At 57.8% G+C, this 21,778-nt stretch carries 13 protein-coding genes; all 13 read right to left on the bottom strand.

Annotated features, from left to right (window positions below):
• Nucleotides 1–15 precede the first annotated feature (15 nt).
• The 13 genes from E6C55_RS00965 to E6C55_RS00905 all read right to left on the bottom strand — a co-directional run bounded on the left by E6C55_RS00965 (nucleotide 16) and on the right by E6C55_RS00905 (nucleotide 21,565).
• A complete protein-coding gene (locus tag E6C55_RS00965) occupies nucleotides 16–858 on the bottom strand; it encodes a carbohydrate ABC transporter permease (RefSeq protein WP_136367900.1) in 843 nt (280 codons plus the stop codon).
• Complete coding sequence (locus E6C55_RS00960; protein WP_136367899.1) at nucleotides 848–1,750, bottom strand: carbohydrate ABC transporter permease; 903 nt, start codon at nucleotides 1,748–1,750, stop codon at nucleotides 848–850. The genes E6C55_RS00965 and E6C55_RS00960 overlap by 11 nt, the downstream gene beginning before the upstream one ends.
• A 49-nt stretch (nucleotides 1,751–1,799) precedes the next feature.
• Nucleotides 1,800–3,113 (bottom strand): ABC transporter substrate-binding protein, encoded by a 1,314-nt coding sequence (locus E6C55_RS00955; protein ID WP_136367898.1) that lies wholly within the window; start codon nucleotides 3,111–3,113, stop codon nucleotides 1,800–1,802.
• A gap of 252 nt (nucleotides 3,114–3,365) precedes the next feature.
• Nucleotides 3,366–4,232, bottom strand: coding sequence for an alpha/beta hydrolase (locus E6C55_RS00950; protein ID WP_136367897.1), 867 nt, complete (start codon nucleotides 4,230–4,232; stop codon nucleotides 3,366–3,368).
• 56 nt (nucleotides 4,233–4,288) lie between these two features.
• The gene (locus E6C55_RS00945) at nucleotides 4,289–4,987 is read right to left on the bottom strand and encodes an SGNH/GDSL hydrolase family protein (protein WP_230986469.1); all 699 of its coding nucleotides are present in this window, start codon (nucleotides 4,985–4,987) and stop codon (nucleotides 4,289–4,291) included.
• A 67-nt stretch (nucleotides 4,988–5,054) separates the two neighbouring features.
• Nucleotides 5,055–5,813: a sulfite exporter TauE/SafE family protein gene (locus tag E6C55_RS00940; RefSeq protein ID WP_211093499.1), complete on the bottom strand. Its 759-nt coding sequence runs from the start codon at nucleotides 5,811–5,813 to the stop codon at nucleotides 5,055–5,057.
• A 93-nt stretch (nucleotides 5,814–5,906) separates the two neighbouring features.
• Nucleotides 5,907–9,731 (bottom strand): fibronectin type III domain-containing protein, encoded by a 3,825-nt coding sequence (locus E6C55_RS00935; RefSeq protein WP_136367894.1) that lies wholly within the window; start codon nucleotides 9,729–9,731, stop codon nucleotides 5,907–5,909.
• A 115-nt stretch (nucleotides 9,732–9,846) separates the two neighbouring features.
• A complete protein-coding gene (locus E6C55_RS00930) occupies nucleotides 9,847–11,412 on the bottom strand; it encodes an extracellular solute-binding protein (protein ID WP_136367893.1) in 1,566 nt (521 codons plus the stop codon).
• Nucleotides 11,413–11,476: 64 nt separating this feature from the next.
• Nucleotides 11,477–12,352 (bottom strand): carbohydrate ABC transporter permease, encoded by an 876-nt coding sequence (locus tag E6C55_RS00925; RefSeq protein WP_136367892.1) that lies wholly within the window; start codon nucleotides 12,350–12,352, stop codon nucleotides 11,477–11,479.
• 16 nt (nucleotides 12,353–12,368) lie between these two features.
• Nucleotides 12,369–13,325, bottom strand: a complete 957-nt coding sequence (locus E6C55_RS00920) for an ABC transporter permease (protein WP_230986454.1) — start codon at nucleotides 13,323–13,325, stop codon at nucleotides 12,369–12,371.
• A gap of 153 nt (nucleotides 13,326–13,478) precedes the next feature.
• Nucleotides 13,479–15,803 carry a helix-turn-helix domain-containing protein gene (locus tag E6C55_RS00915; protein ID WP_136367891.1) on the bottom strand — a complete coding sequence of 775 codons (2,325 nt, stop codon included), beginning with the start codon at nucleotides 15,801–15,803 and terminating at the stop codon, nucleotides 13,479–13,481.
• Nucleotides 15,804–15,827: 24 nt separating this feature from the next.
• A complete protein-coding gene (locus tag E6C55_RS00910) occupies nucleotides 15,828–16,889 on the bottom strand; it encodes a glycoside hydrolase family 88/105 protein (RefSeq protein WP_168735382.1) in 1,062 nt (353 codons plus the stop codon).
• A gap of 140 nt (nucleotides 16,890–17,029) precedes the next feature.
• Complete coding sequence (locus tag E6C55_RS00905) at nucleotides 17,030–21,565, bottom strand: fibronectin type III domain-containing protein (RefSeq protein WP_230986468.1); 4,536 nt, start codon at nucleotides 21,563–21,565, stop codon at nucleotides 17,030–17,032.
• Nucleotides 21,566–21,778 lie beyond the last annotated feature (213 nt).

Here is a 21,778-nt window from a genome sequence, read left to right as displayed (position 1 = left end):
TTTCCCCCGTGCCTCCTATTTAAGCCCTGTAGTCGCAATGCCGTCGATGAATCGGCGCTGCGCGAAGAAGAAGACGAGCAACAGCGGCAACGTCGCCATCACCGAAGCCGCCATCAAGAGATGCCAGGCCGTGCCCGCCGTGTCCGTGAACAGCTTCATCGCAATCGGGAGGGTGAACAGGCGCGACGAGCTGATGTAGATCATCGGATCAAGGAAGTCCTCCCAACTGTTCAGGAAGGTGAAGATCGACAGCGTGGCGAACGCCGGAGCCGCGAGCGGCGCCATGATCCGCCAGAACGTCGTCCACGGCGTGCAGCCGTCGATCTCCGCCGCCTCGTCCAGCTCGCTCGGGACGGTGATGAAGAACTGCCGCAGCAGGAAGACGCCGAAGATGCCTCCCGCTCCGAGCATCGGCGGCACGATCAGCGGAAAGTGCGTATCCGCCAGGTGCAGCTTCGAGAACCAGATGAAGTTCGGAATCGTCGTCACCTCGGCCGGGATCATCATGCCGCTCAGGAGCACGAGGAACCAGACGTTGCGCAGCGGGAACTTGATCTTGGCGAACGCGAAGCCCGCGATGGCGGCGAACAGGCATGTGCCGACCGTGACGACGACGGCGATGTAGAAGCTGTTCCAGTAATGAAGCAGGAAGTCCGGCTGCGCCTTGAACACTTCGGCATAGTTGCCCCAGACGACCGGCGACGGGAAGAGCTGCATCGGGAACTCGAACACCTTCGTCTGATTTTTCAGCGATGTTGTGATCATCCAGTAGAACGGAACAAGGATAACGGCGGACACCGCGATCAGCAGCACGTAACGGATGGCGGCGGATACCGCTCTCTGCCTCTTATTGCTCATGATGCACCCACCTTGTTCTCAGGTTCCATTGCACGACGGTAAGCAGCAGGACAAGGAAGAACAGCACGAACGCGACCGCCGAAGCGTAGCCGAAGTCGAACACCTTGTACGCCAATTGATAGATGTAGTAGACGAGCACATAGGTCGAGGTGCCCGGCCCGCCGTCGGTCATGACCGCGATCTGCGAGAACACCTTCAGGGACCCGATCAGCGTGATGATCAGCGTCAGGAACAGCGAAGGGGTAATCATCGGCAGCGTGATGCTGCGGAACTGTCGCCACCTCGAAGCTCCGTCGATGGTTGCGGCCTCGTAGTACATCTTGGGTACGTCCTGAAGCGCCGCGAGGAAAATAACCATGTTCATCCCGACCTTCTTCAGCACGCTGACGACGATGACGACGGGCATGACGAGCGCGGTGTCGTACAGCCAGGCCGGTCCCTCGATGCCCAGCGCGGCGAGAATCTGGTTCAGCAGCCCCGCATCGGTCGCGAACACGTACTTCCAGACGATCGCCCAGACGACGATGGAGGTGACGACGGGGGTGAAGATAACAGTGCGGAACACCCCCGTGCCGGGAAGCTTCTGATTGAGAAGAAGAGCGAGTGCGAGCGCCAGCCCCAGGTTAAGCGGAATGAGGCCCGCCGAGAAATACAGCGTGTTGCCGAGGGTATGCCAGAACTGCTTGTCTCCGGAGACGAGCCGCACGTAGTTGTCTCCTCCGATGAAGGAGGACGGGTGCAGCAGCGAGTAGTCGGTGAAGCTGAGTCCGAAGGCGTAGACGATCGGCGCCGCGAGGAAAATCAGGAAGCCCAGCATCATCGGAGAGATGAACAGGTATCCGTACCACGCGTTGCGCCTTCGCAGCTTCGAGGGTGCCGCGGCCTTGCTCATGTTGAGGTCCACTCCTTCCTTGCCATGCTGTCTCTCTTAGCCGTCTCACTTACTTAAGCAGCGGCGAGACTTCCTTCTCCAGATCCTTCACGATGTCTTCAATCGGCTTGGACTTCGTGTAGATGGAATCGAAGCCGATCTTCATCTTCTCGTCGATCTGCTGGAAGTTCTGGAACGCCGGGCGCACCCTTGCGCCCGCCATCTGATCGAGCACGGCCGTCTTCACGCTCTCCGGCGAAGGCCCCTGGTTCAGGAAGTCCTGCGATTCCAGCACGGACTTGCGGCTCGGCACGAAGAACTGGGAGGTGACCGCCATGTTCTCCGGGCTGGTCAGGTACTTCACGAAGTCGGTCGCCTCGGCGACGTGTTCGCTGTCCTTCGTCACGGCGTAGCCGGCATAGCCGAGCGTCGTTCCCTGGCCGCCCGCTCCGGACGGCATCGGCGCGATGTCCCACTCGAAGTCGGCAATCGCCTTCGCCTTGCCCATGTAGCTGAACAGGTCTTGCTGCATGGCGATTTTGCCCGTCTCGAACGTCGTCTGGTCGCCCGGCTTCGGATGAATCTCCGACTTGAACATCGCATCGCTGTAGAACTGGAGCGCGTCGATCCCTGCCGGCGTGTTCAGCGCGAACTGCTTGCCGTCGGCGCTGAAGTAGTCGGCCCCGAACGCCCATACGAGCGTCTGCAGCGATTCCGTCCAGCTCGTCGTCCAGCCGTTCGGGCGGATCAGGTTGACGCCGTACACGCCTTTGCTCTTGTCCGTAAGGGCAGCCGCCGCCTTCGCCATCTCGTCGTACGTCCAGTTCCCTTCCTCATACAGCTCGGTCGGTGTTTTTAACCCCTTCTCCGCGAACAAGGTCTTGTTGTAATAAATCATGTTCGGCGGAGTCGAGAACGGAATGCCGTACGTCTTGCCGTCCTTCGTCAGCAGCTCGAGCGTCGAAGGAATAAGGTCCTCGAACTTGTAGTTCGGGTCGTCCTTGATCCCCGAGATGTCGGCGAGCTGGCCCGCCCCGAGGAATTGCGGAATCGACCGCTCCATCAGCCAGACGATGTCCGGCGCCGTCTTCGACGCCATCAGCACCGACAGCTTCTGCTGGTAATCCGCCGACGGAATCGTCATGATCTCGACACTCACGTTCGGATGATCCTTGCGATAGTTCTCGATCATCGTCTCGTACATCGCCTTGTGCGTGTCATTGCCCCAGATGCTGAACTTCAGCTTGATCTCCTTGGCCGGCGCTCCCGAGCCGGAAGCCCCGCTCTCCTTGCTGCCCGAATCGGAGCCGCAGCCCGCGAGCGCCCCCGTCAGCAACACCGTTGCAAGCCCGATCCCCAATCCTTTGTTCATTCGGTTGTTCATATGGCATCCCCTATTCACCGTTGTGTGATAAGCGCTTACATGAGTGATTATAAAGAAAAACCCGCATCTCCGAGAACGACACGGGTTCCAGAAATGGTTCAAAATCGTAAGGGGTTTCACCGCATAGGCCGAGGGTCTGTTATTCTGATATGAACAATTGAACTTATTACCAATATTTATTGGATCATGGCGATTACCTTAACCTTTGTATCTACCACGATTTTTAAGCTATAGCCCGTTTGCAGACACATTCTAAGAGAATACTGGAAAATAGCGATGTGATAATAAATACTGGTAAATGCGCTCGATAACCTTCAACACTTCCGACTCTTCCGTCTTGTAATCGAATAGGACGAACGCATGGGCCAAATGCGGATAAAGCACAAGCTCGACCTCGTTGCCCGCCGCCGAATACGCTTCATAAAAGCGCATCGCTTGCTCGGGCACGACTGTTGCATCCAACAATCCATGCATGATCAGTATCGGCGGCTGACCCGCGCACACGTGATGCAGCGGCGACAGAGCTTTGGCATGCTCGTGTCGCATCAGCCAGGCGCGCACCGGATCTTCATCGTGGTTCTCCGCGTCGACAACAGGGATCGCCGCTTTCCAACGCCCCGTAAAATCAACGATGCCATTGCAGTTGACGACGGCGTTCGCCATTGCCGATACGGATGCGTCTTCACCGGGGGCGTCGTGGTTGTCCATTGTGGCCAGGCTCACCGCCAGATGGCCGCCGGCGGAATCTCCGATAACCGCAATACGCTGCGAATCGATGCCAAGCTCGGCCGCATGACGACGTATGTAGCGCACAGCCGAGCGGCAATCTTCGATGCACGTTTCTATGCCGCGTGCCTGACCCGGCTCCGCCTCGTGCCCCTCGTTCGGCATGAGCCGGTATTCGACGCTTAATGACACTGCGCCTCGCTCCGCGAACAGACTGCAATGACGCAGCAGCATTTCTGGCTGCCCGCCCCGCCAACCGCCACCGTGAATCCAGACGACGACCGGCCTCATGTCAGCCGCGCTCCAGCCTTCCGGACGGCAGATCAACAGTCGCAGCCTACGGCCGGCCGCTTCTTTATAAACAACCGTGTCATATAGAAAGCTCGTGTTCATGACTTGGGCCGTCTCCTTCTCCGCTGTGGGTTCTCAACCATTCCATAGGCCGGTATTCAATCCTCCGAGTCCTGATCCAAACAGCGATCCATTAGCTCCCTCAGTTCCAATGCCTCCTGCATGATATCCGGGGGGAGCTGCAGATCAGGCAATTGCAGAGCTTGGGATAGATGAATCCCCATGATCAAATTGCCCAAATGATTCACATGAATCGTATCTCGCATCAGCCTTGCATACTGCTCCGGTTGTCGGCGATAGAACGGTTCAAATCGGCTATACTGATCGACAAGATGAACCTCCATTTCCCGAGAGATGATGCGAACGGTCTCCATGTAGCGTTCAAACTCGGTTCGGAAGCCAACTTCCCGCAGATGATACATGGGACAGTAATAGGTTTGCAGCACGACCTCAGCGTTCTCTTGCCGAATGCGGGCACAAATGGTCCGTAAATTGTCCGCATACCGTTCGAGCGGAAGACTCTGAATCGCATCGTTGCCTCCAATCGTGATGATTGCCACGCCAGGCTTGAAGGAGAGCACATCCCGTTCCAGCCTGCCGAGCAGATCCTCTGTTGTCTCTCCTCCAATTCCTTGATTGATCACGCATACATGCCGTCCGATATGATCTCTGACGTTTATATTTAACCATTCGACCCAATTGTGCCTGCCGCCGCTGGACCACGTCGATTCCGTGTTGCTGGAGCCGAACGCGATAATGCGATGGGATCGGCTCCTATCTTCCTTCCATTGCAGCATGAATTCCATAGCCTCATTCTCCAATAGCCTCATTCTCCATTCGTAGCATCATGAATTCGAATATCGCTTAAAGCATAAGAATGGCGGCACCAACCATCGGAAGTAACACCATCGCCGTCTGCAAGACGACCGTCCGGACGCGCCGCGTAAACTTCGCCCCGATATAGGAACCAAGCATCACGCCGCCAGCCACTTCCAGCAGCAGCCGCACATCCAGATGTCCGAGTTGGTAATAACCCGCCCCTCCGCCGATAGCGATAGGGATAATGACCATCATCGTCGTCCCGGCCGCTTGTCTGATCGATAGACCAAGGACAGCCATGAGACCGATCTGGATAAAAGGCGTGGCACCGATACCGAATATGCCCGACAAAACGCCGGTGACAAGACCGACCAAACAGGCCGCGGCCCAATAGGACGGAATACGCGAACGAGTCGCGGACGCTTCCCGATCTTGGCGTCGCGCGACGAGCCACATGCGGAGCCACATCGCCAGGCCCGACAGCAAAAGCATCCCTGCCGTCATCCATTTCAGCTCCTCACCGGAAATTCCGTTTGAACCAAGCGAGCCGAGCCAGGCGCCGAGCATGCCGGCGCCGCCGACGACGGCGCCCGTGCCAAGCGCAATATTGCCCTCGCGGTAATGGCTGACGGCACCGGCCAGCGAAGAAAAAATCATGGCTGCTAGTGCTGTGCCGAGGGACGTGTGGATCGGATAGCCGAACACCACCGTCAAGAGCGAAATGATGAAGCCGGAGCCTCCCGCACCGACAAATCCCAATAGCAAGCCTACAGTAGCCATTGTCACAACCAGTTCAATAACCAAGTGCCGTCTCCTCTCCTTCGTATTCATCCTCCGACTGTGATGCTGCAGCGTCGAACAACAAGGTAGCCGGGACAGTGCCTCCGGCGCTCGCTGTCAATCGACCTGCTCCGCACGATCGACCGCCGGATAAGCAAGCACAGGCGCTGCATCGTTCGCCCAGTGATCGAACCCGTTGTAGCCGTATTCGTGGCTGCGAGTGTAACGGCGGTAATGCTCGTCCGGCCGCGGGTCCCAGTCGACCAGACCGCCGGGAGCGGTGTCGCGGGGCGGTGTAACAAGGCCCTCGCCGTTGCCGTTGCAGGCGGCGACACCGTATTCATAGACACGCGCCGGATCGGCGGAATCATCTTCGTGCATATGCTGGATGCCTTCGTAAACAAGGGCAAATTCACTCTCGCCGCGCTCCCTCCGGTACAGTCGGTAGCTCGTCGCCCCTAGCTGCCAGCCCCACGTTAACCGGAACCCGCGCCCCGTCCGCGCAACTCGCAGCCCGTCGGCCCGTTCCGGAGGCTCCCCTGTGAAGTAGACGGGATAATCCATGCTCCACGGACCTCTTCTGTCACGATTGACGGCCATGATCCGTACATGACGCTTCGTGCCGTTCGTCCCGGCAAGCCGAGTGCGCAATTGCCGCGACGCGTCCATCGTCTCGCCGGCAATACCGGACGCCGCTGCCGTCCAGGTTGCCCCGCCATCGTCGCTGACGGCGATCTCGTAGCTCTCCGCCCCTGCGGCAGGCTCCCAGACCAACTCGGCAAGGCCGGACGAAGCCAGGTACCCCGCGATCTGCACCCTAGCCGGAGTTGGCAACCGGTCCGTCCATTCCCACTGGCCGCCCCCCGCCGGCAAGCGGAACGAGATACGATGCCCGCGATCCTCCAGCGGCTCGAGCGCAATACCGGCAACGTACAGCCGATACGCCAAGCCGCGCAGCGGTTCCGGCAGTGTCAAGGTCACGACGGCGCCGCCGCGACCGGCATAACTGCCGCTGAGCTCGTCGCCGTTGCGGACGAAGGAGAAGCCCGCCGGCAGCGCTTCGCCGCCTGCCTCAACGTCCGCCTCATCCTCCGTATCTGCGGCGATTAATTCCGCGACAACGCCCGCAACGCCGATGCGCGAGCCAATGAACAGGGCCGCCTCCGCTTTCTTCGCGCTGTACTGTCGGACAATGCCGGCATGACCGTCGAATACAATTCCGCCTTCATCGAACGCAATGGCGGCTTCGTCCCGGAACACAAAGTCGCGCCGGTCGTTCAGCGTCACCATGGCCCCGTACCCCATCGCTTGAACGCCGAGCAAGTAGCCGTAGTCGCCCTTGCCGTGAGGAGATACGAGCGTCAGGAAGTGGCCGTGCCCGTCGTAATATTTTCCCTTCGACTCGTCATTGACGTTGCGGTAAGCGCCAGGCCCGACCTCGACCGGAATGCCGGGCGCTGCGTCGTAACCGGATACGCCCGGCTTCAGTTGGCAGATCGTCGGGAACGGATCGCGCTCATGCACAAACCAGGAGAACCTGCCCCTGACCCGCATGTCGCCGACCTGATCGTAAACGATAATATAATCGCTCCCGGACATCAGCACACTGCGCGAATGATAGGCCGGACTGGCGTACGGTCCCGCCAGCACGCGTGCAAACTGCGCGAAGCCGAGATCGAGCAGCGGCTCAGTCAGTTCGCGACGTCCGACGCTGCGGAACTCGTGACCGTACAGAACGCCGAAGTTGCAGCATGCCTGAACGTCGCCCATATTATCGTCGCCGACATCCTCCTTGCGGTTGAAGCTGAGCCGCTTGCCATCCGCAAAGTAAGTAATAACGCCGCAGCCGCCTCGCCCGGCGCGACCCCAGCGGTAATTGGGTCCTTCGTCGATCTGTTGCAAGTGCACCGAAGCTTCCGCCCGCTCGCCCACCGCAGACCGCAGGACGAAGCCATACCCGGTGTAGGCCGCCGTGCGGAGCGGCGGGAGCGTGCCTGTGTTGCCGTCGTGCGGCGCCGGGTCCGCAGCGCGCCAGATGTCCGTATTCGGCTCTCGCTCCGCGTAGCCCCTGGCATCGGCTGGACTTGCACGGAGCAGATACTCGGCCAGCAACGGCTCGATGGCGCGCAAGCCGAACGCGGCTGTGCGCAGCGTCAGCGGGGCGGCATAATCATCGATGTGTCCGCCGGCGTGAGCGCCTTGCGACGGGATATGTCGCGCGCCTTCGACCGGCGCAGTCAGCGTATTCAGCAGCCAGGACAACCATTTGGCATAATTCGGATAAGCGACAGGATGCTCTCCCCATACCCGTGTGATCGCCATGACCGGATTCAACATCGCTTGCAGGTTATAGAGCGTGTAGCACGCCAAGTTCTCCGTATGTCTTCCTCCTCTGGTTCCCCAGAAAGACACGTCGGGCCGGACGTGATACTTCACGTTCAGCGCCATGGAGCGCTCGAAATCCTCCTTCCACCGGCGCGCATCGGGATGAGCGGGGAACAGTGCAGCCATGAGCGCAGGGACACTTCTTACATCGACGAGGAAGTTAGGGTGCCCGGCGAGCATATTCGTTACGGGCATGAAGCACTCCTCATTGTGTGCGTAAGCCATGAACGCCCAAGCTGCCTTCAGCCGGTCGAACTGGCCCGGCGACATCGCCGGCGCAGCCAGATCAAATGTGGAGGCCCACGCATAAAATTCCCGCGCGGCTACCGGACTCAGATTGCCCGGCTGGTGCAGACAAAAGGACAAACGATCGACAATCGCATCCATGTCGCCCGGCGTCGGCTTGGCCGTGCTGTCGCCGAACCAGTCATGCATCCGCCGCGGGAGCCACTCCTCGCGGAATAGACGCGGATACTCCGACTGCCGTTCCTCCCAGGCCAGCTTCCAGTTCTTCACTTTATCGAGCGATAGAAACTCGTGCCACAGCCACAGTTCCTCGACATAAGATTCGCCAGGCGCGGCAGCTTCCTCTTGCGCCGGATACAGCGCAATCGCCGTACAGCGGGTTCCCGAAGCCAGCGGGTACGCCCAGCGAAGCGCCTGACGGCGCCGCGACCAACGGAAGCGGAGCGCCAGCGACGGCGGCGAGCCCCAGAGCGCATATTCGCCGTCGTCCCAGAAGCCGCTATCTTTGACAAATACAGCGGCCGCAACCTCGTCGTCGGCAAAGGCCGCCGCTTTCGCCTGATGCCAGCATATCGCGTTATCGTAAGGCGTTACCCGAAACGGCAAATCGCCGTTTCCCTCCAAATAGCGGTCGATCGGCTCCACGCTGCGTGGTTTCGTATACCTCCGCTTCGGCGCAAACGAACGCCACTCGATCGCAAGCACTGCGCTCTCGCCGGCGGCAAAACCGGACATACGCTCGCGCAGCTCCATATAGTCCATGCCGGCGGCAACCGTTACGGTCGCACGGTACTCGGCTTCCCCTTCGAAACGGCAGACAAACTCGCATTCCGTAAATACGGGTCCTGACTCTGTTACCGTCCCTTCCGCAGCAACGAGCTTGCGGCCGCCTCCGTCAATGCGGGCAACACCCTCTGCCGCACAGCCGGCCAAGCGTAGCGCAAACAGCTCGCCATCCTCGAATGGGTGCTCTGCGAACATGACGATCAGCCGACCGTTATTCACCTGCACGCGATCGTTCTCCCGCGCGACCGTCATCCGATCGTAGCTCGTTCCCGGCGCGGGCGCCGCTCCGCTGCGCCATTCGAATCGCCGCTTGGCTCCCGTCGGCAGATCGGCAACCATGCATAACCGCGTTGCGTTATCCGTCCGCCGCCATTGGAACGGCACGGCTTCACCGTCCGCGTCGGCGAGCCATGCCTCTTCCGCCGCCGCTTCTTCGTCCGGCCGGTCGAAGCCGAGCAGGGTACGCGGCCAGGCGTATCCAACCATCTGCAATTGATCCTCAATGAGGATTTGCTTTTTTTCCATCACATTCATCCTCTCAATGGCACCAGGCAATATTGCACCAAGCAATACGCACCGCTTTGTTTGGGCGGAACAAAAACAGCGACGCACCGCCTCGCGCCGCCGTTATTGCTGTTCCTTAGTTGTTGCCTTGCACCGATTGATAGAGTTCGTTCGCTTCCTTCTCCAGTTCTGCGCCGCCCATATCGTTCCACTGCTTGACGAAGTCGTCGAAATACGAGATTGGCTTGTCGCCGCGCACGATCTGAGCGTAGGCGTCCAGCTTCAGCTTCGTCAAGTCGGCCCAGTATTTGCCCGATAATGGCAGCACGTCGGATTTGCCGAAAATGTCCCATATCGGCTTGTTGTAAAGGAGGGATTGCTCAACGTTCGTTTGGCCGAGGGCCTTCGCAAAAATGGCGGGAGCCGGGCCGCCGGCAAACAGCGTGTCGAAGTTGCTCTTCAGCCCTTCTGTCGCAAGCTTGGCGGTGTCGTCGTATGGAGGCAGGAACTTGATGCCGCTCTGTGGATCGGAAGGCGTGTTATAGTCCCAATGCGTTCCCTTGATGCCGACCCCTGCATCCAGGAATACCTGCTCGTCATTACGCATCGCTTCCATGATCTCGAGCACTTTCTTGACCTTCTCCGGCTGCTGCTCCATCTGCTTGCCGAACGCGAAGATGCTGCCTGCGGTTCCCCATGCCCAGCCCCCCTGCTGGCCGTCCGGCCCTTTGGGCAGCGGCGCCATTTGGAAATCGGCGTCCGCATTTATATTCTTCATCGAGGAGATCGTGGATTGCGGATTGCTCAAATCAAACGAAGACACCGTGGTCGCGTGTGTGTAAGCGATCTTCCCTTCGATCAGCTTCTTGTCCATGTCTTTGCCGGTAACGAATTCCGGATCGATGTAGCCCTTCGCATACCAGTCCGCCAGCAAGGTCAACGCTTCCTTCGCTTCCGGCACCACCGCGCCGTTGACCACCTTGCCGTCCTTCAGCATCCATTGGGTTGGCATGACGCCGTAAGCGCCGAATATGGACCAGAACTGGAAGTAATACGAGTTGCCGTTGGTCGTCATGCCATAGACGCCGATGTCCTTCAGCTTGGCGAACGCATCCGTCATTTCGTCAATCGTTTCCGGAATTTTATCTACGCCCGCCTTCTTCAGCAGATCCACCCGCCAGCCTTGCTTCGCGTTGAACTGACCCGTGTAGTACGTGGTCGGCAAGCCGTAATTTTTGCCGTTCAGGTTGGTATAGTACCAGCCTTGCTTGGCAAAGCTGTCCAGCACTTCTTTTGTTTTGGGCGCATATTGCTCGATCGTCTCGATCGGCAGCTCGGCAATCAGGCCCTGGCTGGCGTATTTGAACAATTGATTCGGGTCGAAGACGAACATGACGTCAGGCACGTCACCCGAAGTAAGCAGGATTTGCTGCTTCTGCACATAGTCGGCCTGCGGAATCGAATAGTAATCGATTTGGACATTAAATTTCTCCTGCAGCACCTGAATCGTTCGGGAATCGGGCGTCAAGTCCGCCGATGGCACCATCCATTTGATCTTTATCGGTTCATCCTGCGTTGCGGTTGACGCGCTCGACGAAGCCGTGGATGCGCCTGTCCCCTCTCCATTCGAACATCCGGCAAGCATCAGTGAACAGACAGCAACCATCGTCGCCCAAGCTTTTACCCCTCTTTTTACAAGCATCTTGCAGCCTCCTGTATGAATGTCGTTAAGCTTCTATAATCGGCATGTCCGTTCCGACCAACGCTTAGCCTTTGACGGAACCGAGCATGATGCCTTTGACAAAATACCGCTGAATGAACGGGTAAAGAAACAGAATCGGCAGCGTCACAGCCACGATCGTAGCCGCCTTGAGCGACTCCGGCGTATATTCCTCGCGAATTCGGTTCATGTCCTCGCCCGGTGTCAGCGATACCGTCGCATCGACGACGGTTCTTCGCAAGAACAGTTGCAGCACCTGCCACCGATTGTCCTGCGTATAGATCAGCGCATCGAACCATTGATTCCAGTGCGCGACGCCGACCCAAAGCGCCATGACGGCGATCACCGGCACCGATAGCGGCAGCACGATGCGCATCAGCACCCGCATCTCCGATGCGCCGTCGATGCGCGCCGACTCGATGATCTCGGTCGGGATTCCCTCGAAGAAGTTGCGCATCACAATCATATTGAAAGCCGACACCGCGCCGGGCAGGACGAGCGCCCACAGGGTATTGAGCATGCCAAGATTTTTGACAAGCAGGAACATCGGAATCGTACCGCCGCTGAACAGCATGCTGAAGACGAACAACTTCATGATCAGCTTCCGGTGCGGAAAGGTTCGCCTGGACAACGGATAAGCAATAATCGCCGTCATGGTCAATGATATCGCGATGCCGACGCCGGTCCGGATGAGCGTATTGACGTAAGACGACACCAAATCGGGGTGCGCCAGCACCTTTTCGTACGACATCAGCGTCGGATGCAGCGGAAACCAGTAAAACTTCATGGCCATCGCATCCGCCGGCGTGCTGAACGAAAGCGTGATGATATAAAGCAGCGGATACAGCGTCGTAAGTCCGAAAATCGTCAAGAAAGCGATATTGCCCCCGTCGAAAATTCGCTCGCCCCAAGTTGTTTTCATCCTCTTCCCCTCCTCGCTACCATAGTCCCCGATCCTTGTCGTACAGCTTGACAAGTGCATTGGCGACAAGCACCAGCGTCAGTCCAATGGTCGAATTGAACAGCCCCGCTGCGGTGCCCAACTCGTAATCCATCGTCAACAAGCGGCGCAGCACATACGTATCGAGAATTTCCCCTACTTCCGAGGTGGGCGGCGTCATCAGATTGTAAATTTGATCGAAGCCCACCGACAAGAAGTGACCGATTGACAGCAAGTACATAATGATGACGGTTGGAGCGAGCGACGGCAGGCTGATATGCCAGATGCGCCGCCAGCGGCTTGCCCCGTCGGCAATCGCAGCCTCGTATAGGGTTGGATCAATCGAGGCCAGTACCGCAAAGTAGACAATGGACCCCCAGCCTGCGGATTGCCAGATGTCCGTCAGTACGATGGTGCCGTAAAAATAGTCAGGCTCCAGCAGCCACAGCTGATTCGAAATGCCGAACAGGCTCAGCAGCTTGTTGAAGCCGCCATCGCTGCCGAGAAACGGGAACAGGATGCCGGCGAGCACAACCCACGAGAAAAAGTGAGGCAGATAAGTCACCGTCTGAATCGTCCGCCGGAACCAGGTTAATCGGACTTCGTTGAGAAGCAGCGCAAGCACAATCGGCGCCGGAAACACAAACACCATTTTCAGAAAAGCAATCAGCACCGAATGGCGCAACGCTTGCTCAAAGCCTTTCCCCTGGAACAATCGTTCGAAATTGTCCCAACCGGCCCAAGGGCTGCCGAGAATGCCCTCTGTAATCTGAAAATGCTTGAAAGCGATGATGATGCCGTACATCGGCACATAGCTGAACAACAGAAATAATGCCAAACCGGGCAGCAGCATCATAATCAATGCGCGGTGCTGCTTGTAAACGCGCCATTGCCCCTGCCATCTGGTTGTCCTGACCGAGTCGCCGGTCCTCGGCATCGCGCGCCGTATTTCCATCTTGTTCGATCCTCCTTTATGTTTGACTTGCGTGTCTTTTGCGATGTCATCAGCTTATCGCTGCTTCCGATATCAACGCAATCGTCACATTTTCGCGGCCGATAAAACGGAAAATGCGCCGCAGCCTTGGGGCTTGCGGCGCAAATGGCGCAATCAGGAACGGCTCCGCAGGCGATAGGCGCCCGGTGTCATTCCTTCCGATTTTTTGAATACCCGAATGAGATGCGTCGCATTGCCGTAACCGATCTCGGTGGCGATGTCGGCGATGTTCAGCTCTGTTTTGAACAACAGGCTTTTCGCTTTGTCGATCCGGTAGCGAGTCACGTACGCGATGAACGTCTCTCCCCAGTGCTGCTTGATCAGCTCGCTCAAGTATGAAGGGGAGATGCCCAGTTGATCGGCGGCGAGCTGCAGCGACAAGTCCTGCGCGTACCGCTCCTCGATCAGCTTGCGGGTCCGTTCCATAATGGTCTCCATTCGCAATTGCTTCAGCCCGTTCAGGAATTCGATCGCCTGTGTAATAACGGTGTCGCCGAACCAGTCGCACATGGGAGGTGCAGCGTTCAATTGGGCGAATTCGGCATACAGACTCCGCCGGGGGAACGTCTGCGTCAGGTCGGGATCGTATTCCTGCAGCAGCCGGATGACGGATACGAGCAGTTGCATCGCATACGTCTTGATCAGCGCAAAGGGCAGGCGACTGCCGCTGAGCCCATCGAAAAAGGCGTTCAGTTCTCGAGCGACCTGCCCGCGATCCCCTTCGCGAATGGCCGCAAGCAGCGCGCTCTCGCATTCGACCGGATACGGGACCAGGACTTGCTTCTCCATCTCCTGACTTCCTCGCACCACCTCATTGCCCGCCTTCGGCCAATTTTCCTGCAGCGCATGAAGTGCATCCTGATACGATATCGACAGCTCGCGGAAATCGGCAATCGGTCTGCCGACAGCGATCGTCACCGTCTGCTTCAAGTACAACGATACCGCATAGCGAATCGACTCCGCCGCCCGGACCGCCACGCGATCTGCCTCATGCTGAGGCAGGTTCAGAATAACGGCCACGTGCTGGCGGGAAATGACCGTTTCCGTCGCGAACTTGCCTCGCATCAATTCCTGGCTGATATTCGCCGCGGCGAAGAGAAACAGCCGCGTATCCTCGCCGCTGCGGAAACGGGCGCTCTCGCCTGTCGCATCCATCTCCGCCACGAGCACGCAAAACATCGGGTTCGGAAAAAGCTCCGCCTCGGCAGGCTTCTGACGCAGCCACGGGTCCATGCCTGCGTTGTTGCCAAGCAATGCGGACAGCAGAAAATGATCGCGCAGCACCGGCAATTGGCTGTTCCATTGCGAACGTACGACGCTCATCTCCTCAAGCAGCGCGGCAATGCCATTCTCGATCCGGGCAAAGCCCTCGGCATAATCGGCACCGAACGGCTCAAGCTCATCCTCGCCTTCCGCTTCTCCTTTGCCGCGCAGGGTCAAGAACAAATTCCGCAACCCGCTCTGGAATCGCTGAAATCGCCGCACATTGAAGTAGGCGACAAACAGCGACAGCAGCGATAGCGCCGCAGTCGCGGCAATAATCCATATTTTAAGCAAATGCGCATGGTGAGAAGCCGCATCCGCAGGGATCAGCATGGCGAAGAGGAAGCCGTACGACGCCGAGCGTTCGGTCGTCACATACATGGCTCCGGCTTCCGTGTTCAGCTTGATGGGGCCGTTGCCTTCCGCCGCAATGCCATCTGTCAGCCTGGCGCCAATGGCGTCGGGCGTCTCCAGATGCAACGGGCCAGCCTGCACAATCGTCTGCCCCGTCGGGGAAATAACGAGCAGGCAGCCCCGGCTGACAAACGGGAAGGAGCGGATCATGTCGGCTATAACGCTAGTCCTGACGTTAACAATGAGCGCCGCATCGGGTTCCTCATAGAAGAAAGGCAGCGGGAGCATGTAGGTAAGCACCTCATCGCCTTTCACCGCGTCGCTGCCCATGGTTCTGGGCGTAATCCACAGCTTCGATTTGCGCTCGGTCGCCGCTTGTTGCAAATTCGGCAGCCACGACGTATCTGCAAACCGGTCCAGGTCGAACAGCAAATTCGACGTCAGCACGAGCTTCTGCCGACGGTGATAAAGATAAACCGAGTCAACCGTTTGAATCGAAGAAGAGAAATTCAACAGATCGCGTCTAATGTCGTTGGCCGCCTGCATCGAACCGAGCAGCGGCGTTTCCCGGACTTTGACGATCTGAAGCATTCCCGCCTGCAACGATAGCTGTCCCGTCACTTCTTCAATTTGCCTAAGCAGTTGGTCCACCTGCTCCTTCATCTGGACGATCGCCACCTCGGACGTCCGCTTCACTTCAGCTTCGACCAAGCGAAGGCTTGTATAATAATTGAACGTCCCGAAACCGATCACCGGCACGATTGACAGGAACAAAAGCAGGGCGATTTGTCGTTGCCGAAGCAGTTTGTGAACAAGGTTCATTGGCCGATCACCGCTCTTTGTCCATCAGGATGGTTTTGCGGCTTTATTATAGCAAAGATCGGTTGCCGATGAGCTGCCGCTTTCGACCCACATCGCCGACAGCAGCATCAGCAGCAGGCCTTGACCGTAACCTTCCGTCCGATGCTGCGCGATAACGTGGTACTCTCCGGCGTGCTTCTGCACCCCGGTTCCCGCGGATACGCCTCGGAACACGCCTTCCCAGTCCACGTGCGCAAGCGCAGCACGCGCGGCGCGGTCGGCCATCGCCGCATGGGCTTCATCCGCGTTGCCGAACCGCAGCGCCCGCTTCACGGCATACGCAATGCCGGCGGCTGCGGATGTTTCCAAATAGGTATTCGAATCATCGATCACAGTCGTCCATAAACCGGAAATATCCTGATAACGGGACAAGCCTGACAATTGTCGGGCCAAGGTGTCCCTGATCGCTTGACGCGCCGGCTCCGTTTCCGGAAGCAGCACGAGCAGCTCCGTCGACACAATGGCCGCCCATGCGTTGCCCCGCGCCCACAAGCAGCCGATCGGTCCGTTCTTGTGCTCATCCCAGCCGTGATAATACAGCCCGTCCTCCTGCTGCAAGTGACGCACATGCAGGAAATATTGGTTGATTCCTTCCTCGACCGCCGCTTGATCTTCGAACAGCAGCCCCGCCTTGACCAGAAACAGACCGGCCATGAACAAGGTATCCACCCACATCTGCCCGCCGAAGTTCGTCTCCACGAGCGTATGCTCGAACGCGCCGTTGGCAAGCCGCTCCGCCCGCTGCATCAGGAACTCGGTTCTCGATTTGATAATATCCGCATAACGCGGCTCGCCCGAAGCGACATACAGCTCAATCAGCGAGAAACACGGCGCCGTCGCATTGACCGTTTCGAATACGCGCCCTTGCGTCAATTGATCGTCAATCCACGATTTCAAATAGTGCAGCAGCGCATCGTCTTGCGTCGTCTTCCATAACGACACCAAACCGTACAGCGCCACACCTTCGCTCCAGTTCCATTCCGCCATCGGCATTCGCCTCGTCGCTTGCGAAACCCGGTCCATGATTTTAGCCAGATTGCGTGACATCCTTCTGCTCTCCTCCTGTCTTTTGTCAGTTGTCAGGCCCCCATCGTAAGCCAATCCCGATCTCATCTCAATGATCATTTTTTTGGAACGTCGCAAACAGCATCCCCCGAACTGAAGTCCGGGGGATGCTGTCTTGAGATCTAAGCAAGCGTAACCGCTGAACCTGTCAATGCGTCTCGAGCTGCGTTGCCTGCCAAGTCAACGGCTTCCACCCGGAACGAATAAGCCGTGCCCGGCAGCAAGTCGTCAAACGCATAGACGGTAACATTCGATACCGTCTCATGGAGCGCGCCGTTTACATAGATTCGGTAGGAGATCGCCGCCCCCGACGTATCGACAGCCGACGGCCAAGACAAATACGCATCCGTGGATGTCACATCGGTAACGGACAGCCTGCCGCTGCCGGCCGGCCAATAAGGCGCCCTCACATCCGCGTACGCGGTGGAGGTTGTCACTGTGTTAAGCGAGCCGGCATCCGCGATCGGCGTTGTGACGTTTGCGAAGCTGTTGCCGCTCAACACCTGCCCATAGATGGCCTGCGTCAGTGTAATGCCGGTTTGCAGATCGACGAACCGGTTATTCTCAATCAGCGTATTTCTGACGACCGGTACATCAAAGACAGAACCTTGAACGGCTCGGATAAACAATCCTGAAGCGTCGACGTTCAGATCGGCAATGACTCGATTATTACGGAATTCTGTGCCGTATGCTTGCACCGCATAACCGGTGTTATCGGCACGCAGGCCAAGCCCGTAAACCGCGCCGGAATGAGGATCGACAATCGTATTGTTATCAAAGCGGACAAAATAAGCGTTGTTCAATCGATGCTGCGCAAGCGAGTTGAAGGCGAACATAACCGCTCCGCCCGTATTGGTCAACATATTGTCGGCTACAACACTGTCATAGAGGTTGCCGTACATCGATATCGGCCCTCCGCTGTCCATCCCCGTATTGCGGTAAACCGTCCCCTTGTCGTTCGGCAAGAGGATTGAAAATTTGCTCGTGCGATCGGGCAGGATATCCCAGGGAGCGGTGACGGAAATCGTGCTGCCGCTGATTTGTGCTACGTCCCGTACTTGCCCGATTCCCCGACCCTCCATGATGACGACCGCCAAGCGGCTGAAGCGATGCGGGAAGCTGTAATCGTCGCCTGTTACGGTTGCCCCTGTACTAAGCGGAACGACAGTCGCCACCTTCAGGTCCGTGCCGGAAGCGGCCAGGACTTCTCCATAATTGAAGGTGCCGGATGGCACTTCGTTCAGCACCATCTCGCCATCATTGTGCGCATGGTCCATTGTGCCGATGCCTTCCATCTCATTGTCCGCCAGATAGTACTCCGATCGGACGCTGAACCCGTGCAGTTCGAAGTCTTGCTCCGGATGCCCGATGAGCCTGTTGCCTTCGATAATCGCGTATCGAGCCTCCACATGGGTCGCTCCGCCCGAATATTCGAGAATGTTGTTGCGCACCTGACTGTAAGCATTGACGTAGCCTGATGCAATGGTCGCAGCTTTGCCTTTGAAGGAGTTGCCGATAAACAGTGTGCGTTCCTTGGCGATAAATCCGATTCCGTTTGCCCGCCCCGTCTGCTGCCCCAGGGGAGCATCGATCGTGACTTCCGCGACGAACAGCTCGCTCGCGGTGCGAAGGGAGTTGTCCGCGACAGCAGATCCCCATGCATGCCCGAGCCAGATGAAGAAATCGGGATACACAGACGGATTGTAGACGCCCAGCTTCATGCGCGCCACTCCTGCCTGACCGACAGTCTGACCGTCGCCGGATGAAACGATCAGCATGCCGGTGCTAGTGCCGGAATAAGCGAGCACCGTGTTCTCTTCGCTTTCTCCCTGCAGCACGACACCGGCTGGCAGCAGAATGGTCGAGATTCGGTAGGTACCGTCCGGGAACCACACGACACCGCCGCCATCTTCATGTGCCTGATCGACAGCGCTTTGCACCGAAGCGGTGTCATCGGTCGTGCCATCAGCCGTCGCACCGTAATCCGTCACATCGTATACGTGGCTCCAACGGAAATCTTTCGCCCAGGCGACGCCAAGACCCAGTGGATCGTCGCCCGTCTCCGTCACGGTCAAGAGCTGTCCGTTATCCAGCCGCACCCAATTGCCGTCTGTATGATTGCGCACCTCGACCCAATACGCTTGCGTCGGGGCTTGATCGATGGCGAAGGTGACCGCGTAAGGATTCAGGTCAACGATCGGCATCTCATACACACTGCCGGTAACGCTCTTCAACCTGATCGCCGTATCGGCGGCCGCACCGCCGAATTCCCGCGCGTCAAAATTGCGGCCGACCAGCTTGATCTGCTGCCCTTCAAACGCTTCACGCTCTGAAATAAAATGCGGCCGAGGATCGTTAAGCGGCATTGCTTCGCTCCAGCCGTATTCATTGCGAATCCATACCGCATATGCGCCCGGGCTCATATCCGCCGGCAAGCGCGACACGACATATGTGCCCTGATCGTCGGTCTGCACGACATCCAGCGTGCGGGCACCGGCGGACGGAGCGGAGGCGCCGAGCAGTGCGTAGTCGTCGATAGCGACCTCGATGGCGGATGACGTCATGCCGTAGCCCGAAGCGGTGAACAGCACGCCGGGAGCCACGGCGTCAGAGAGGCGCAGCACAACAGGGGGGCGCTCCCAGGCTTCCACCTGGACGATCAGCGAGATCGTGTCCGTGCTGGCATTCAGCGAAAGGACATCATTAATAGCGAATGCAGCCTTGATTGTAAATGAGCCCGCGTACATCGGCGTATAATCGACGGTGACCACGCCGTCCTCGTCCGTTACCCCGGAACCGACGCCGGGGTCAATATGTGTGCCGACATACTCGCCTTCCAGCTCAAACTTGACTTCCTGCCCCGCCAGCGGAGCGCCCGCGCTGTCCTTAAGATCAGCTCGAAGCTGTACCGTTTCGTTCGGGCGGTCGACAGCGATTGATGTGTCTTCGGCTGTCAAGCTTGTCGCCAGATAAGCGGGAATAGCAATCGACGAGCGCGTCGCAATGTCCGAATAGAGGAATTGACGGATGTTGCGAAGTCCGTACTCGTATTCGACGCCAGGTTCCAAGTTGGAATCTTCGTACCCATTCACGCCAGCGGTTACGACTGCGATCTGGGCCAACTCAGTGTCGCCCTGCTTTTTACGAAGAATGGCCGTATCGTCACTTCCCGCACCCGCCCACGACAACTCCACCTGACGAGTGCCGGCGTTTATCGCCTGCAAGTCGGACACGGACGGTGCAAGCGGCGTATCGAAAAAGATTCCCTGTACAAAAGCTTGCGATCCGGCAAGTTTCGTGATCCGCAGCTTGAAGCTGCCCTGTACGAGATACGAGACATATTTGCCGCCATTGATCGTGTCGACTGTCTGCGCATTCAGCATATTCCCGTTGCCGTCCTGAAGCTCGAAGCTCTCAACATTCACTTCCGCCGAGGCAAAGTCCGTCGTATAGAAGCTTACCTGATGAGAGCTGTTGTCCGTCAGCGTAAACGAATATGTCATCGTCCCGTACGTATAAACAGACAGCATCTTGCGGATGCTGCCATCCGGCACCCGGAGCGCACGCACGTCAGACGATGGATTCTGCATGATATAGTAACCGGCGCTGCCGAGTGAGTATGCACTCACATAAGAAGGGAGGCTGACAATGGAAGCGGGTGTCGTTGCGTCTCTTCCCGAAGAGGACGTGGCTGCAAGGAACGGCAGAATGTAGCCGTCACCGCCGTAGGTGCCGATCCAATTGCCCTTAGTTGCGGCATCCTGTCCCAGATAGTAAGTCGGGGCAGATGTGGTCATCGTTGTTGTCACCGGCACCGTCAGCTTTCGGCTCCAGTGACCGCTGCCATTGCCGGACTCCACTGCGAACGTATAGGAGGTATCCGGCGACAACCCTGTCGCATTGTAGGAATATACCGATCCACTGACCGAATCCAGCAATGTGTTGTCCCGGTAGATGCGATAAGCTGTTACGCCGTCTCCGTCAATGGCCGCAGGCCAATTAAGCGTCAAACCGGTAGCGCTTATATTCGATGACGAAGCTGCTCCTCCTTCGGGCCAAACCGGCCCAGGCGCATCGAAGAAAAAGCCTTGCGCAATCGCCTGCAAACCCGCCTGCAAGGAAACGATCAGCTTGAAGCTGCCCTGTACACGATACGTCACATATTTGCCGCCATTGATTGTCGCAACCGTTCGGGAGTCGAGGACCGCTCCGCCCGCGTCGCGCAATTCAAATCCCATCTGAATGGACTCCGTCGCTGCAAAATCGGTTGTGTACACGGAGAATTGATGCGGTTCATTATCTGTTAATGTGAAGTTAAAGGACATGGAGCTGTACGAATATACCGTAAAGCGCTTGCGCATGCTGCCGTCCGGAGATTGCAGACCGCGCGGATCGGCTTGATTGCCGGATACATAATACCCGGTGCCCGATTTGGAGTAAGCGCTCACATAAGAAGGCAGCTGCACAACATCGGCAGCGAGCGGATTGTCCCTGCCGCTCGTAACGGTCGTGGCATAATAAGGAAGCAAATAGCCTTCACTGCCGTATGCCCCTACCCAGTTGCCTTTCGTAGACGTATCCGTGCCCACAAATGAAGCGGCGGATGCGCGTGCCGCCTGCGGCACGAGCGTCATCCCGTTAAAGACAAGTGATAGCATTATCAAATAAACAAACCAACTCCACTTATTCTTTCTCCGAGTCAAAGCCATGATCGCCACACTCCTCCTTGGAAACTGCACGCATGTATTCGTCTGCTTGTTGGGGCAAAGTCCGTTTATCCCCCTTTCGCCTTGTTGTATTTATCCAACTAACGATAGGCAAGACTATTCTACGGCAGAGGCCTGTCGCAAATATATCATCAAAAATTCGGC

It is taken from the genome of Cohnella fermenti, from assembly GCF_004801405.1.
GTDB classification, from domain to species: Bacteria; Bacillota; Bacilli; order Paenibacillales; family Paenibacillaceae; genus Cohnella; species Cohnella fermenti.
This window is presented reverse-complemented; position numbering and strand designations above follow the sequence as displayed.